At 43.5% G+C, this 14,794-nt stretch carries 17 protein-coding genes and 1 tRNA gene; 8 read left to right on the forward strand and 10 right to left on the reverse strand.

The features are described 5' to 3' along the window. Positions 1-153 precede the first annotated feature (153 nt). A complete protein-coding gene (locus LNL84_RS15335) occupies positions 154-774 on the forward strand; it encodes a hypothetical protein (protein WP_244358429.1) in 621 nt (206 codons plus the stop codon). A 186-nt stretch (positions 775-960) separates the two neighbouring features. Here the strand turns inward: LNL84_RS15335 and LNL84_RS15340 are convergent, their stop codons facing one another. The 4 genes from LNL84_RS15340 to LNL84_RS15355 form a co-directional block, all read right to left on the reverse strand. Continuing rightward, complete coding sequence (locus LNL84_RS15340) at positions 961-2,370, reverse strand: TRAP transporter large permease (RefSeq protein WP_244358430.1); 1,410 nt, start codon at positions 2,368-2,370, stop codon at positions 961-963. After that, positions 2,370-2,990 (reverse strand): TRAP transporter small permease subunit, encoded by a 621-nt coding sequence (locus tag LNL84_RS15345; protein WP_244358431.1) that lies wholly within the window; start codon positions 2,988-2,990, stop codon positions 2,370-2,372. Before LNL84_RS15345 ends, LNL84_RS15340 begins: the two co-directional genes overlap by 1 nt. 100 nt (positions 2,991-3,090) lie before the next feature. Further along, positions 3,091-4,098: a TRAP transporter substrate-binding protein DctP gene (gene dctP / locus LNL84_RS15350; RefSeq protein ID WP_244358432.1), complete on the reverse strand. Its 1,008-nt coding sequence runs from the start codon at positions 4,096-4,098 to the stop codon at positions 3,091-3,093. 918 nt (positions 4,099-5,016) lie between these two features. After that, positions 5,017-5,154: a hypothetical protein gene (locus tag LNL84_RS15355; protein ID WP_244358433.1), complete on the reverse strand. Its 138-nt coding sequence runs from the start codon at positions 5,152-5,154 to the stop codon at positions 5,017-5,019. 301 nt (positions 5,155-5,455) lie between these two features. On the opposite strand from LNL84_RS15355, the gene LNL84_RS15360 reads away from it, so the two are divergent. Beyond that, on the forward strand, positions 5,456-5,809 hold the full coding sequence (locus LNL84_RS15360) for a TraR/DksA family transcriptional regulator (protein WP_244358434.1): 354 nt from the start codon (positions 5,456-5,458) through the stop codon (positions 5,807-5,809). Between the two features lie 566 nt (positions 5,810-6,375). Here the strand turns inward: LNL84_RS15360 and LNL84_RS15365 are convergent. The 3 genes from LNL84_RS15365 to LNL84_RS15375 form a co-directional block, all read right to left on the reverse strand. Continuing rightward, the gene (locus LNL84_RS15365) at positions 6,376-6,903 is read right to left on the reverse strand and encodes an opioid growth factor receptor-related protein (protein ID WP_244358435.1); all 528 of its coding nucleotides are present in this window, start codon (positions 6,901-6,903) and stop codon (positions 6,376-6,378) included. Continuing rightward, positions 6,893-7,489 (reverse strand): hypothetical protein, encoded by a 597-nt coding sequence (locus tag LNL84_RS15370; protein ID WP_244358436.1) that lies wholly within the window; start codon positions 7,487-7,489, stop codon positions 6,893-6,895. Before LNL84_RS15370 ends, LNL84_RS15365 begins: the two co-directional genes overlap by 11 nt. Positions 7,490-7,565: 76 nt before the next feature. Next, positions 7,566-7,928: a hypothetical protein gene (locus tag LNL84_RS15375; protein ID WP_244358437.1), complete on the reverse strand. Its 363-nt coding sequence runs from the start codon at positions 7,926-7,928 to the stop codon at positions 7,566-7,568. A gap of 75 nt (positions 7,929-8,003) precedes the next feature. Between LNL84_RS15375 and LNL84_RS15380 the strand changes: the two genes are divergently transcribed. Both LNL84_RS15380 and LNL84_RS15385 read left to right on the forward strand, forming a co-directional pair. Further along, positions 8,004-8,354 carry a TraR/DksA family transcriptional regulator gene (locus LNL84_RS15380; protein ID WP_244358438.1) on the forward strand — a complete coding sequence of 117 codons (351 nt, stop codon included), beginning with the start codon at positions 8,004-8,006 and terminating at the stop codon, positions 8,352-8,354. A gap of 130 nt (positions 8,355-8,484) precedes the next feature. Further along, complete coding sequence (locus tag LNL84_RS15385; protein WP_244358439.1) at positions 8,485-8,652, forward strand: hypothetical protein; 168 nt, start codon at positions 8,485-8,487, stop codon at positions 8,650-8,652. A 197-nt stretch (positions 8,653-8,849) separates the two neighbouring features. Here LNL84_RS15385 and LNL84_RS15390 read toward each other — a convergent pair. Continuing rightward, positions 8,850-8,924: transfer RNA gene (locus LNL84_RS15390), tRNA-Gly, on the reverse strand. 421 nt (positions 8,925-9,345) lie between these two features. On the opposite strand from LNL84_RS15390, the gene LNL84_RS15395 reads away from it, so the two are divergent. The 4 genes from LNL84_RS15395 to LNL84_RS15410 all read left to right on the forward strand — a co-directional run bounded on the left by LNL84_RS15395 (position 9,346) and on the right by LNL84_RS15410 (position 12,375). Next, positions 9,346-10,509: a threonine/serine exporter family protein gene (locus LNL84_RS15395; RefSeq protein ID WP_244358440.1), complete on the forward strand. Its 1,164-nt coding sequence runs from the start codon at positions 9,346-9,348 to the stop codon at positions 10,507-10,509. Between the two features lie 447 nt (positions 10,510-10,956). Beyond that, on the forward strand, positions 10,957-11,166 hold the full coding sequence (locus tag LNL84_RS15400; RefSeq protein WP_244358441.1) for a cold-shock protein: 210 nt from the start codon (positions 10,957-10,959) through the stop codon (positions 11,164-11,166). A gap of 136 nt (positions 11,167-11,302) precedes the next feature. Then, positions 11,303-11,839: a YaeQ family protein gene (locus LNL84_RS15405; protein WP_244358442.1), complete on the forward strand. Its 537-nt coding sequence runs from the start codon at positions 11,303-11,305 to the stop codon at positions 11,837-11,839. Further along, positions 11,815-12,375 (forward strand): hypothetical protein, encoded by a 561-nt coding sequence (locus LNL84_RS15410; RefSeq protein ID WP_244358443.1) that lies wholly within the window; start codon positions 11,815-11,817, stop codon positions 12,373-12,375. The genes LNL84_RS15405 and LNL84_RS15410 overlap by 25 nt, the downstream gene beginning before the upstream one ends. Positions 12,376-12,381: 6 nt before the next feature. Here the strand turns inward: LNL84_RS15410 and LNL84_RS15415 are convergent, their stop codons facing one another. Then, positions 12,382-13,359, reverse strand: coding sequence for a DUF4382 domain-containing protein (locus tag LNL84_RS15415; protein WP_244358444.1), 978 nt, complete (start codon positions 13,357-13,359; stop codon positions 12,382-12,384). A 222-nt stretch (positions 13,360-13,581) separates the two neighbouring features. Then, positions 13,582-14,781, reverse strand: coding sequence for an NO-inducible flavohemoprotein (gene hmpA, locus LNL84_RS15420; protein WP_244358445.1), 1,200 nt, complete (start codon positions 14,779-14,781; stop codon positions 13,582-13,584). Between the last annotated feature and the right edge of the window lie 13 nt (positions 14,782-14,794).

Raw genomic sequence — 14,794 nt, forward strand, 5'->3', positions numbered from 1 at the left:
TCGACAAAATTCCTACCAATATATTTTCTCGAAATCGACATCATCCATTCGACATTAATTCGACATTTCTTTTATTAAACTCCCAAGAACGTTTCACGCCCCTAAGCCGAGTTGACACACGGTTATCATCTAAAAGCTTGCTAGTCCTAGTCTATGCAATATAGCCCTAAAGCGGCAGCCAGTTTCACGACTAACCCCACCCACATTAATATCGGGGTTAATTGGCACAAATACGCTTCTGGCGCATTTGAGCCGTACTATTTGAATGGCTACAACAATGATGGTGACGCGTATTTAATGGGTTTATACGGTAACTTTAATATCAATATCGCACACTCCTTTCTCCTTGAAGGAGACGCCAACTTCGCGACAAAGTTAGATACGGGCATTGATAAATGGAGCCTTGGAGCAGGTTTTGTACCGTTCAATAATGGGATTATCTCGCTCCCTTTATCTTGTGGTGTAGTGAACAATCATGCCTCAACCACAGACGAAACAGTAGATCACAACAAATCAGAAATGGCGCCCTATTGTAAAGCAAGACTTTCAGCTGTTATTGCTCCTAGGTGGTTGGCCGATGTTGCTGTTCACTATGAGGCATTCGATAGCGCTAGAACCGTACTGAGCATTAACAATACCTTTGACTGGAGCTTTAGTCTGTTTTCCATCCCTGTACTCGACAGTTTTCATCCGTCCTTTGGAATCGACTTTGCCACAAGGCAGAGCTCTGAATTCATCTATCGTATTGGCTTCAAATTCGACTTTTCGCGCTAGCCATAGGTTGTATGCATTAACTTTTGCTTGCATCTCATTAACTCTATGATGCAAGCGGTTTCCTTATGGTTATCCACCGTTTTTGTTGATATCTATCGACACAACGGTTGGTTTCCCCATAGAGAAACCGTCATGCAAATCTGTCAATTTTTGGACCATACCTATCCACATCACTAACCACTTTGTTTAGGTATAGCCAATCAGCGCAGGCAGCCACAGTACAATACCAGGCATTGCGATTAATACCGCTATAGTAATGACATCTGCAACGAAAAACGGCAAACATCCGCGAAAAACATCTTGTACCGAACACTCAGGTCTGACTCCGGCAACCACAAAACAGTTCAAGCCTATTGGAGGGGTGATGAGGCACAGTTCGGCCATTTTTACTACAATGATACCGAACCAAATTGCGCAGCCTACCCCTGATACTCCAAAGGCTGAATCCACCGCTGCAACATCGGCACCGCCATTTAGGGCGATCACAGCAGGATAAACAACGGGCAGCGTTAATAACAGCATACCAATCGCATCCATAAACATACCCAACACGGCATAAGCACAAAGTATGAGCAAAAGCGTTAGCATTGGGCTTTGCTCTAAACTGACGATCCAGTCAGAAAATACACTGGGTAGATCGGCAAACCCTAGAAAACGCACGTAGATCAAGACACCCCAAATAATGGCAAAAATCATTGCCGATAGTTTGGCGGTTTCCATAAGTGAACTTTTTATCTCTTTCCAACGGCTACCATGATACAGCGCAATCATTAAGATAAGCGTTGCCCCTAATGCACCAGCTTCTGTTGGCGTTCCAACGCCGCCATAAATGCAGACAACAATAATGCCGATGACAGCAAAGATGGGCAGTGCTCCCGGTATCGACTCAAAACGTTGCTTCCAACTATATCCTTTTACCGGGGGTCCAAAATCTTTTCTTGTCAATGCAAGAAAGATCACCAGCCCACCATAGATAAGCGCTGACACCGCCCCGGGAATAAAGCCGGCCATTAGCAGTGCTCCCACGTCTTGTTCAACAATGATGGCGTAAATCACCAAGATCGCCGAAGGTGGTATAAGCGAGGCCAGTGTTCCACCAGCGGCAACAACACCTGCAGCAAATCGCTTGTCATATCCGAGCTTTAACATCTCAGGCACAGCAATTCGTGCAAACACCGCCGATGTGGCAACCGATGCACCCGACACAGCCGCAAACCCTGCTGTCGAGAATACAGTTGCAACACCCATACCTCCCGGTAGCCACCCAACCCACCGCTTGGCGGCTTCAAACAAAGAACGGGTCAAACCAGCATGGTAGGCTAAAAAGCCTATTAAAATGAATGTAGGTATGAGGGATAACGCAAGGGACGATACTTTCGAGTGAGGTATAGTGCCCGCCATCTTCACGGCAACCATAAACCCCCTTTCAAATCCAAGTTTTGCTGAGAAAATCCATACTAAACCCAAAAAACCTGCCGTTGCAGCTGCGAATGCGACTCTTACTCCGAGAACAACAAATAACAGCATTGCTCCTGAGACCCATAAACCAATCTCGATCGAGTCCATCGAAGCCATTATTTCAATTAACTGCGTCATTATTTTCCCACCGAGTCGTTAGGATTACTCACACTTTCTGCTTCTTTTTTTGCCACCTCAAAAGCAGACTCTATTAGGGGGACTGCGACTGGGTGATGTTCTCCATTGCGTAATGCTCGGGTATACCCCCACAGCTGTAATAACAGCCGCAACGCGAGGATGGTAAAGGCCACTGGAACAACCAGTTTTGCTGGCCAGGTAGGCAAGTTAATATCAAGAGAAGAATCGCCAATCGAATAGGCACGCCAAAAATGCAGGTAAGACCCGTAGATGAGGACCAATGTAACAACAAACATCAACAGTGTCGTAACAAGTTCGGTAAACCACAGCCAACGTCCGTGAAAGCGCCCGACAATAATATCCATACGAATATGCCCACCTAGCCGCTGAGTATAAGCGATACCCAAAAAGGCAATAAATGCCATGGCTTGTTCTACCCAATCAATATAACCACTAATCGGTGATGAGAATAACCAACGCCCCAACACGTTAATGGTTGCCATAGCCACCAAACAAAGAATCACCAAACCTGCGGCCAGATTTAAAGACGATTCAACTCGAAAAAACCAACGATCAGCCAAACTCAGGGCTGATTCATCATTTCGTACAGACGCAGACATACCTTACTTCCTTTTATCGGTACACAAACTGACAGTGATTGATGCACATAAAAACGGTGCCAATGGTCAGGCACCGGCACCGGAAACTCGATAGTTGTTGTTATTTTTGTGCGAATTGCTTTTCAGTGAAATCAAACAGCGCCTGGGAATCAAACCTATCTTTGTATTTGTCTACCCAATCTTGACGAACTGAGGCCGCGAGATCATTAAGCTTCAGTGTTTGATCTGGTGTAAAGGTGACTTGAGTGACTTTTTCTTGTGCGATTGCTGCGTCAAATTTTGCGGTGGTATTCTGCTCGTAATTCTCAACGTAATACGCCAACGCTTCATCAACGGAACCTAACAACGCTTCTTTATGTGCTGGCTTTAGCATTTCAAGCGCTTCACTATTCACAACCACCGGACAATTAGCAGATCCCAAGTTTAAGTTTGTTGTCACCCAGTTTGCCACTTTGTAGGAATTTGTAGCTAGGTGAGCATGAGGGGCAAACGAAGCCGCATCAATGACGCCAGAATCCATCGATTGTCTAACCTCAGAAAAAGGAACACTGGTTTTCACCGCACCCAACTTTCCTAATACACCCATGATACCCCCGGGACCACGTACTCTCAGCCCGTCGAAATGTTCAAGGGAACTCATTTCATCACTCTTACTAGCAATGTTGTACTGCGGCAGTGGTGTTGGCATGAGCAACGTAGCGTTCCACCTTGCCAAGTCTTTTGTTACTTCAGGATGTTTGAACACTTCCATGTAGATTTCACCGACACGAGCTAAAGACACATCTTTAGAAAAAGGCAATTCCGTTACCGTAATTGTTGGGTTTTTATCGGTGTGATAAAAAGAACAAAACTGCGCCATTTCAAATGCGCCAAAAGAGATCCCATCAAGATTTTCGCGAGACTTAGAGAGCCCACCGTATGAGAGTTTTAATTTGAATTCTCCATTGGTTTTTTGCTCAACGAGCTCTGCCAGTTTTTCGACATTTTCAGTAAATGCGCGGCGCTTGCCCCATAGTGACACGTTCCATTCTGTCGCAGCTTGAACATCAGCCACTACCATACCTGTCAACACCAAAGATGTTGCCAACACCGTATTCAATCCTTTCATTCACTTCTCCTTGCGATAAGTCATCGTTGCTAATCCACAGCTAAAATGACATTCAATATAATGCTGACTCAGCGAGTCATTAACACGAGAGTCAAAGTAACTTAATGATAAGCGTAGAATAATTCTCAAATAGTGCTGTTTTTTTTACCAATTTTGATACATGAGCAGGAAATTGATTCGTCGAAGTGCAGACAATAAAGTGCTGACAATAAGTTGATAACGCAATGGAGTAAGTATGTGCCTATGACCATATTTAAGTCTATTTATTAATTATGATATGAAAGTAGGAACATAATATGCCCAGATACAAAGGAGGCGACATGTCTCTGCTTAGTGAATTTTCGCAAACCTACGTAAATGGGGTGGATACCCACAACGTGACAATAGCGTATGTTGGGAACCCACCAGCTCTAGTGAAATTGAATACTAAAAAATTCTTTCTTTGTCTGTTGAATAGCAACCAAGCATCGTGCTGATGTTCATCGCTGATAGCACTACAATTATATACATGCCAACGTCTATCGACTTCACTCAAAAGGCATTACTGTGTCATAGAAAAAACGCTAAACTACCGCTGATTGCTTGAAGTCACCTCCACATAAACTAAAATTTTATAGGTAGTCGGTAGCTCGCCGTTAATGAGTATGGCTTAGCGATGGGAACTCGCCTCAGTGAATACACGTTCCCCTTGATGTATTCACTGCTCTCTCCAGATTTTACTTGTAATCCGCCAACCCTATGAAGCAAACGATTTCTTCTCTGTTACTCACAATTTTTGTGGACAACACACTGCAAAAAACCAATGTGTTACACCAATAAAATAGACAGTGCCTATGCCAAGTAACATAAACAAGGTAGGCATAGAGCGCGTGTCATAACATTGTCAGCAAACCTTGTAAGATATTCGCCATTACCGTGCTAATTTATTTCAATATTTAAAGCAAATTTTTCTACAACACAGCCATAAGTCATTGCTTTTTCGACACCCAAAGCCAGCCATTCATCTAAGGCATTGTTTTTTACACTTTCCCAACATCCCTTTCTTTCATGATGCACGTAGAATCTATCTCATCGATAGCGCTAGTCGAGGACATGCATTGTTTTTTGGGATGGGCGAAAGGTTTTAGGATAAAGCCGGATTGGACTTAAATGGACACCGCTAGGATAGCGATAAGGGCCAAAAACTAAATGATAATGGCTGGTCTATCATGGAAAGTAATGTATGGAGCGACTTACATAGCATAGGGACTACAGCGCCAATTTAGGCCCCGAGGATGGATTAACATCTCGGGACTTCATTATTTTGCCGAATGCTTTACCCACTACGAGTAAGCACGTAGGCCAAGGAGATAAACACATGGATTTGAATCACTTTGAAACGCGAGTTCACGAAGAGCTCACTCGCACTCTCGCAAACCTTCACGATACCAAAACACTGTTGAGCCAACCAGTGGTTAAATCTAGCGATTGTTGTGACAACGCCGATCAAGTGCAACAACAATACCAACTCAATACCATCATTACCCGATTGAATGCACGCCTTAAAGCATTAAATATCGCAAAAGTTAAACTCATCAATGAAGAGTACGGCTATTGCCAGGAATGTGGTGACGATATTGAACCAGCTCGCTTGGTCTTTGACGTTACCAGCACACACTGTATTACCTGCCAAACAAAAAAAGAAATGAGCCAGCACCTTTATGCCCACTAAGATTGACTGCGTTTCTTTAGGTTTATGCATCATTAGCGCCATGAGTGTTGGCATATTGTTCCGTATGTCTTTGCTTGATGTAGCGGCATTATTTGACTGGCTATAACACCATTATTCAGCCGATGCTAAAGGTTTCGGGAGTAAAAATCGCAAACGAACCGGCAGCGATTCGTTGCCACTCAAAATGTGATCATTGACAGCCTTATTGGAACTGGTTTACACGCACTGATCAAAAAGGACTGTGCTGCACTTCAAATAATACATGCCTTCATTTTGTGTGTTATCGCCAACAGAGGCACTAATATTAATGACTTCATGGTTCGTTTATGGCGATGTAGACCTATTTAATTACGTCACCATCGCCGAGCGACGACTCCTCATTAAACACTGCAGCAATATCAATCAAGATCTAACCGCTGCGATATCTAAATGCTCTTCGTTAAGATAGTCGCCATTGCCCTGTGAAGCTCTGGAGCATGGAAGGTGATGCAAAGATATTGAAATTAGGATACTGAAACCTCATTTTGAGATTACGTCAGACACAGTCACAACTTCTTTGTCTCTCGTTATGTGTTCAAGTCCAAGTTATCGGCCGCTTTCAACCAATAGTCTATCGACTCTTCACAAACCTCTCCGTGCTCTTTCGCGACCTTAATCACAGCCTGTTGAAATTGGTCGCTGAGCTCGTGTTGCCCACAAAGCGCAAGGCTTCGGATGATTCGTGAAATACGTAAGTGGTTATGTCCACCCCGTTTCAACCAAATATGCTCGCGGATATTAAGCTGAGCGGTAGGCACGATGTCACCCTTTTGCCACTGCAAACCAAAAAAGTGAAGCAACACATCTAAAGATTTACGCTGCGCTTGTTGAAGCACTTTCGACTCAAAAAATGCAGCTCTGTCACCTGTGGTTAAAACCGGCGCATGTCGGTTGAACTTGGTTTGCGTGTCAATGGGAAATAGCCACTGAATGTACTTGTGGTCATGCTCTAGCCAAAAGTCATTGAAGTTCCATATCTCGGTAATGAGTCGCCCTTGATGATCAGTACCTTTTTCGAGTTGAAAGGCGATTAATGCGGACTGTTCAGTCTTCATAAATGACCTCCAGAAGTCGAAAATCAGGGTCGGTTACATAACTACCTTCAAGGAGGGGATAAACGGTTTTATAGGTCGCAGCAGCACGCTCAGGTTTTGGTGGTACCAATCTCAACTGATAACTGCAAATACCGCTAAAGCAGTGCAACTTAAAGGCTTGATAATAACCTTGATATTGCGTGCTTTCGCTAGACCTAAGCATTCGCTTGCGGTTGAAGCCTTGTTCAAAATCACTCAGATCTGGAAGGAAATACTCTGCCCTGTCCATCGGGACATAGTAGTTTTCACCATCTTCAGAAACGTGTTGATAGTCAGCCACTAATATACGCACAGGCACCAATGTCCATGGAAGTTCAATCGATAAAAAGAAGATACTTTGCTCTTCAATTTGCTGCTGAAGAAAGTGATGCATCTCTGAGCCATCAACGGCGAGACCAACCACGTCTTTATCTTGCTTGATAACCCATTCCTCAGTTAATGTGATGCGCGCCAAGTGATGCGGATAAGGCTGTACCTCCGCTTTAACTGGCAGAGACCATAGTACTAGTTGCATTAAACCCAAAAGGCCAATTAGCGAGCGTTTCATATTTTCCTTTTCAATTGAAAGTGACGACATCTTGCCAATGAGAAAGCGAGAAGCGTAAGCATTATGGAGCGACCCATCAGTTCTTTTTCGAGTTTCTCAAAAACGCCGGAATATTGAGGTATTCCATTGCTTCTCTGCGCTTCGCGGGTTCCGTGCGAGTTGCAGCCACCGTATTACCCTTAACGTTCGTCTCCAGCTTTTCTACAGTGACAGGCGCTTTAGTTTGGTTGACGGTATCTTTTGCTGCCTCGTTAGAGATGGCAAGTTTGATGGACTGATAACCCTCCAAGACACTTTCCTCTGTACCTGAAATACCTGTACCGATGACGAAGATCTCTATCAGATGCTGTATATCCGGTTTTTCGGTAATACCGCTAACGAGCAGTGTGCTCGGTTTGAGCATACTTGTGCCCAAGATTGCATCTCCAGTCTGAGACATAGTAGCATGGGGCTACTTTATTTTGCCAAATAGCTTTTTACGAACAAAAAGCAAACAGGCCAAGGAAAACAACACATGGATTTGAATCACATTGAAGCTCGTATTCAAGAAGAGCTTACCCATACTCTAGCGAGTATCGACAATACCTGCAGACAATTAAGCCAATCCGCCGTTCAATCAAGCGATTGCTGCGATACGGCTGACCAATTGCAACATCATTACCAACTAAACACGATTATCGGTCGTTTGAATGCACGCGCAAAGGCGTTAAGTATCGCTAAAGCAAAACTGTCGTTAGATGATTATGGGTATTGTCAGGCATGTGGTGACGACATCGAACCAGCTCGCTTAGCCTTTGATGTCACATGTACGCACTGCATTAGTTGTCAAACTAAAAAAGAAATGAACCAGCACCTTTATAGGTAAACGGTCACTAACAAACTGACAAAACTTCAGTACGGTATACATCAGTTTAAACAAAGTACATTCGCCCCATTACCAAAGAGGGGGCTCTTTTAACATGCATATTAAATATTGGTATCTATTAGGAAAAATAATGAAAAAACTAACTATCACTACATTAGCCATACTTCTAAGTACAAACGCAATGGCCTATGGTGTATTAACTAACAGTTGGCTAGATGGTGTTAGAAAAGTATGCAAGTACAGCGATAATTCGATTGTTGTTGTGGGTATGTCTGAAATGTGCCCATTAAATAACTAAGGTTGGAAAGATAAGTTGTATGCTTAAGCACATTTAACGACACTTAATACCCCTTAGCAATGGTGGACACCAAATTGGCCACCATTTGGCCACCGACATAGTAGACAACGTCTTGAACTTGAATTTCAGATATGAGAAAACACGCAATAAAGCGTTTCTTTTGATGACGTTAGATTGAGTTTAGAACAGATAGGGATTGGAGCGTGCAGTGGGAATCGAACCCACATCATCAGCTTGGAAGGCTGAGGTAATAGCCATTATACGATGCACGCACATCGTTGGTACGAGATAGATAATGCCATAACTACTGAGAAAGAAAAGCCTTAATTGCCCCTTAAGTGTTTGTTTGCGCGTTTTTTATTCCATATGGTTATAGTTTGTTCTCCACTCGGCTTCTCTGGCTTGAGGAGTGTGATGGAGCGCACATAATTCCAGTGTGAGTGCGGTGGTAATGCAATGACTAATCGAAGACGACTGCCCCTTAGGCGAGCTGTGGTGGTGATTGATTTCGTACTGCGATACACAACGTCCTAATAAAGCGGCTATATGAATAAGTATGTTTGAATGATGACGCCTATACTTCAACAGATTGTTTGCGTTTTTCGTCTTACAAGGTTGAAAATCGTCGATAAACCCACTCAATTCTGCTACCTTTGGCGCCAGTCTAAGGCTTGGGTTCTACGGGAAAAAAACATGCCCTCTCCATACAAAATAAAAAAAATAGTAGAGATTGGCGATACATTACATCGCTGTGGCTGCGCTCCATATAAAGTCGAAAAATATTCACAGTTTTACGCCTCAAAACATGGCATTGATGTGATGGTGCAAGCCACCCCCACAGCCATCAATTATCAGTTTCCTGACAAAAACAATACCGTTGTCATGAAACGCTTAAAACCCGCTTCGATTAATCTGGGTTTGCTCGCAAACACCATTATTCGAATTAACCAACCATCAAACGAGCCCATTCCCGAACCTGTGGGATATCCCAAATACATTGTGGCGTTGGCGAATATCGGTATACCGCCCGCCTACTTAATGTTGGTTGGTAGCACTATCGAAGCCATTCTCTATGCTGCGGTATTAGGCTTAATGGTTTGGGGATGTCAGATGTCTTTTAAAAATCGCCGAGCAATTGCTGTCGAGTTTGTCGCTGCGCTATTGACCGGTATTTTTGTCGCGTTTATCGCCAGTACAGGCGCATCGGTCCCTATTTGGGCCTTGTGTATCGCATCAATAGTGTTATTCGTCCCCGGTTTATCCATTGCTAACGCTCTCGAATGTTTGGCCTTTAATGACCTTGTTTCGGGCACAGCTCTACTAGGACAAAGTGCTCTCACTTTAATCAAGCTGTTTGTCGGCATTGTTATTGGCCTAAATATTGGTGAAGGAATTTGGGGACATACTGATTCCATCTCATACATTAACGAAGTGCCCATCTGGCTGCATTACCTAGGTTTACCGTTAATTTCCATTTCAATTGGAATTATTTTCAACGCGCGCCCTAAAGACATTTTCCTTGGCCTGCCCGTTGCAATCCTTGGTATGTGGGGCCCATTCTTTCTGGGTTTTGATGCCGGATGGGTTGTTGGCACATGGATAACGACAGTACTTATTACGCTCTACGGTACGTGGCTTGCGAAAAGACTAGATCTAACAGGCTCTATCTACATTGTTCAAGGAATCATCATATTAGTCCCTGGTAGCCGAGTTTTAGTGAGTGCAAGTCAATCGGTGTTCGAGCAATCTATCTTGCCGATCCCGAGTATTGGTTTATCGGCTTTATTCATGTTCTCTGCGATTGTTGCCGGGCAAATTACCGCTTATTCTATCTATTCTCCAAAAATAGATAGATGATATAAAATGCTAGGGTGCCTCGTTTATTTAGGGCACCTTAGTAACACAGAAAATACATCAATTAAGTTACAGAGTTATTAATTTTAACATCAAAATTTATACATTTATTTCAAGCTGTTAGTTAAAAAAATATGACGAGGCTCTGATTATTTTGACAGAATTTGGGAACAAAATATCTCATTCTGTCAATTACTAATGTAAGAAAATGAAATTGCACGCAAAAAATAGAGGTTGAGTTCAAAAACATGAATGAATAGTACCCTATCTTTATTGACTTAACCGCGCATTGTTTTATATTCGTTCTTGGCTAGAAAGAAGTTCCATTGTTTACATATACATTCGTTGGATTCTTAGTAACTCCCCGTCGTGTTGTACGCAATAGCAATCTACTTTTTGACGCTATAGCTGCCAAATCGGCATAAAGAATAAAAAATTTAGGAAAGAAAAATGTCTAATACAGTAACTGGTACAGTTAAGTGGTTCAACGAAACTAAAGGCTTTGGCTTCATTCAACAAGAGAATGGCCCTGATGTGTTTGCTCACTTCAGCAACATCAAAGGCGACGGTTTCAAAACGCTTATTGAAGGTCAAAAAGTTGAGTTCATCGTAGCTCAAGGTCAAAAAGGCCCTCAAGCAGAAAGCATTACTGTACTGTAAGTCGCTAGTATTCTGTTAAAATAGCCGGCCTAGCTGGCTATTTTTATATCAATTGAACGCTAATCCCCTTCCTTTTATACCTTTTTGCGGCTTGCTTACGTACTATAGGTTCTACTTTCAATTTTAAGATGTAATCATGGCCCTAAAACCCACGATCTATAAATTCCGTGTTGCGCTAACCGACATGAATAGAGACCATTACGACTCTCTCAATTTAACCGTTGCTCAGCACCCTTCTGAAAACAACCAAAGAATGATGGCAAGGCTTGTCGCTTTCTGTCTCAATGCATCGCCTGAGCTTCAATTCACTAAAGGGCTATCTACGATTGAAGAGCCTGATATCTGGCAGAAATCACTTGATGACCAAGTCGAACTTTGGATTGATATGGGCGAACCCGATGCTGAGCGCGTTAAAAAATCGACCCGCCTCGCTCAAAAGGTCATGGTCTACAGCTTTAACACAAAAACTGATGTGTGGTGGGAGCAAAACAAAGGAAAGATGGGATTTTTTAATGCCGATATCTACCGATTAGATCCTGAGGCCATTGAGAATTTGTGTCGCCTTATTTCTCGTACCATGGACCTGTCGGTAATGATCACCGGCAACTCTGTGTTCATTGACAGTGACAATGGCTCAGTTGAAGTCCCGTGGCAAGAGCTGCAAGTCAAATGACCTTGTTGCAAACGGCATTTGAAGAATTGGGCGTAAAAAGCGTCCAATTTGTTAGCGAACATCAAGAGCAATTTGATCAGTTTTGCCACTGCCACAGCTCATTGTATGAACGAGTATTGCAAGCAAAGCCCAACATCAATGCCCACCAGCACCTTTTGGGCGTGATGACAAAAGCTCACCTTGAATTGTTTGGCTCTCTCACTGCCCACCAAGACGCCATCGAGGAAATGAGACAGGCGTTTATTAATGAGTTAGGCCAAGAGCAAGCGAATGTCCTAAAGCTTCCCGCAAGTGTCGAAATGCAATTGGCCACGCATCTATGGCTATTTGTCCAGGGGCGACTTGGAATGGATTTTAGTTTAGCGAATGATCACGGCCAACAGAGTGCCATATTACTAAGTCGGCTTTTAGGCACAGATAGCGAAGCATTGCGCTGTCAGTTCAATCAAAGCTTCTATGTGGGTTATCGCCACTTCGACGCAAAAAAAACCACCACTCCCTTATGGAAGCGATGGTTTGAGAAATGGTTTAATTAAGAACGACTACAATGTTCCAAAATCCTGTACTGATGGGTTTCCAGCGGTGATGGTAACCTCGTGCAACTGCCCTGTTGGGTTCGGAATAGTTAAACCATCATACTGAATAGAATCATCGCCATCGGCTTTACAGCTAAACGCAACGGTGTATTCGCCTGGGGCTAAGTATCCAAACTGATAGCTATTCGCATCAGACACGGGTGCGGAAGCGAACGGGGCAACTGCAGCTTCAGGTAGTAACAACCCTGAGTCATCGAAGTTTGGATCCAGCGGATCAACAAGATCGACTAGATTGCTTTCATCATGAAACCCTTTGTAGAGATAGACATAGCTATTAGAGTAGCTGCTTTCTTCAGAACACCCACCACCCGTTGTATACAAGGACGTTGTGACATCACCTGACAGCGAACCTGATGTTGCATTGTCTACAATGGTCACACCATGAGGCTTGAGAATATAGCCATTTTGAGCGCCTGTCCCCCTTTCCACTAAGGATTTTCTGAGGTCAAACTCAATCGTGAATGCCTGGGTTGTTCCATCGACTTGCTCACTCACTTCGAAACTACCCAGCTTCAATTTATTACTTGGTTGTTTAAGTGGCTCTTGAATGCCTTCTTGAGTCACGTAATTCAAGCCATCTTCAGGGTAGATTAACAAAATCAACTCTTTATATACACCAACAGGAACTGGCTCAGAGGTCAATATGACTGCCGACTCCATCCCCTGATAATCAAGCAAATCGATTTGCTCATAATCTTTATTTGGATCAGAAGGAGTGACATCCAACAAAACGCGAGTCCCATCGTCTTTTTTGAGTTCGATCTGCGAGAATGCCACAGTCACCGACTCCGCAGTGTCTACAGGGGCGTCCGATACAGCAAAAGACACATTTGAATATTTAGTGCTGTCGCCATCTGAACCGCCACAACCAGTCAGAGCTAATGTCGCTGCGGCTACAGCGCCAGCCAAGTAAGAAAGCTTCATGTTGTAATAACCTATACCAATAACAAACATATCAATAATAGGGTGTTTCTAGGGATAATGATGTAACGTCCTTGAGAATTTGGGAATAGATCGACATTCTGATAAAAACTGACAATCGACTCACCTTGACTTTACACAATCCGATCAAGCGCTCAATAAATTAACGCAGGCATGATACCTGCGCCTTTGACTAATTAAAGCAATAGGTTAGAAATAGGTGAACTATAGAGACGCATGGGGACCAAACACTTCATAGTGTATTCTTTCAGTCATCACACCCAATGAGGTCAGTTGTTCAACAATGCTTTTCATAAAACCGATTGGGCCGCATATATAAAAGTTGCCCGTTTGCAATGGCAGCTCGTTAGCCAACGAATTTAACGTCATCATTCCGACATGGCCAGTGACTTCACATTGCTGATCCTCACCCTCCCGATACCAGACGTGCTGGTTCCAATCGTTACGGGTCAGAAGTGATTGTGTCTCTTCTACAAACGAATGCTGGTTAGCATTGTCGCACGCATGAAGATAGGTCACCGCTTGCGGTTTATTCGTTTCGGAAAGATGATTCAACATCCCTTGCATTGGCGTACATCCAACCCCTGCGGAGATAAGGACAACTGGTGCCTGTTTTTCGACATAGAAAAAATCTCCCGCTGGCGGCATAACTTCAATCGTGTCACCTACAAAAACCTCTTGATGAAGATAATGAGACACCAAACCAGCGTGACCGTTATCGGCTGAATCTTTTTTAACGGAGATACGATACGTTTCACCATTGGGGCTATCAGACAACGAATATTGACGAATTTCGATATTTTCACTAAGGGTAGGTTTCACTTTGACCCCTATGTATTGACCTGGAACGAAAGCAACCACTTTACCGCCATCTTTAGGCTTTAGTACAAAGCTAGTCACCGCTTCAGATTCTGCAGTTTTACTGACCACCACAAACGGTCGCGCGCCCTTCCATCCGCCGATGGCCTGCTCCCTTAATGTATATAGCTCATCTTCTCGATTGATAAAGATTTGAGCAAGAAACAAATACGCCTCGGTCCATGCTTCTTCAACCTCTTGAGTGAAAGCATCGGGCGCCAATTCTCGCAGCGTTTCAATCAGATGCATTCCGACTATTTGATAGTGCTCGGCCTGAATATTAAAGCTGGTATGTTTATGCGCAATGCGTTCTACCGCACTGCTCAACGCAGCAAGGTTTTCGATATGCTTAGCATAAGCGGCAATCGCCTCAAACAAGGCGACACTTTGACGGCCTGTTTTTTGATGCGTCATATTGAAGATATCTTTTAGCTCTGGGTTATGCGTGAACATTCGCTTGTAGAAGTGTTCGGTGAGGGCTGGGCCTGCAGATTCCAATAGTGGAATGGTGCTTTTAATAACGTCGATATGTTGATTGTTGAGCATAGGAACTCCCATG

It is taken from the genome of Vibrio gelatinilyticus, from assembly GCF_022836845.1.
GTDB lineage: Bacteria > Pseudomonadota > Gammaproteobacteria > Enterobacterales > Vibrionaceae > Vibrio > Vibrio gelatinilyticus.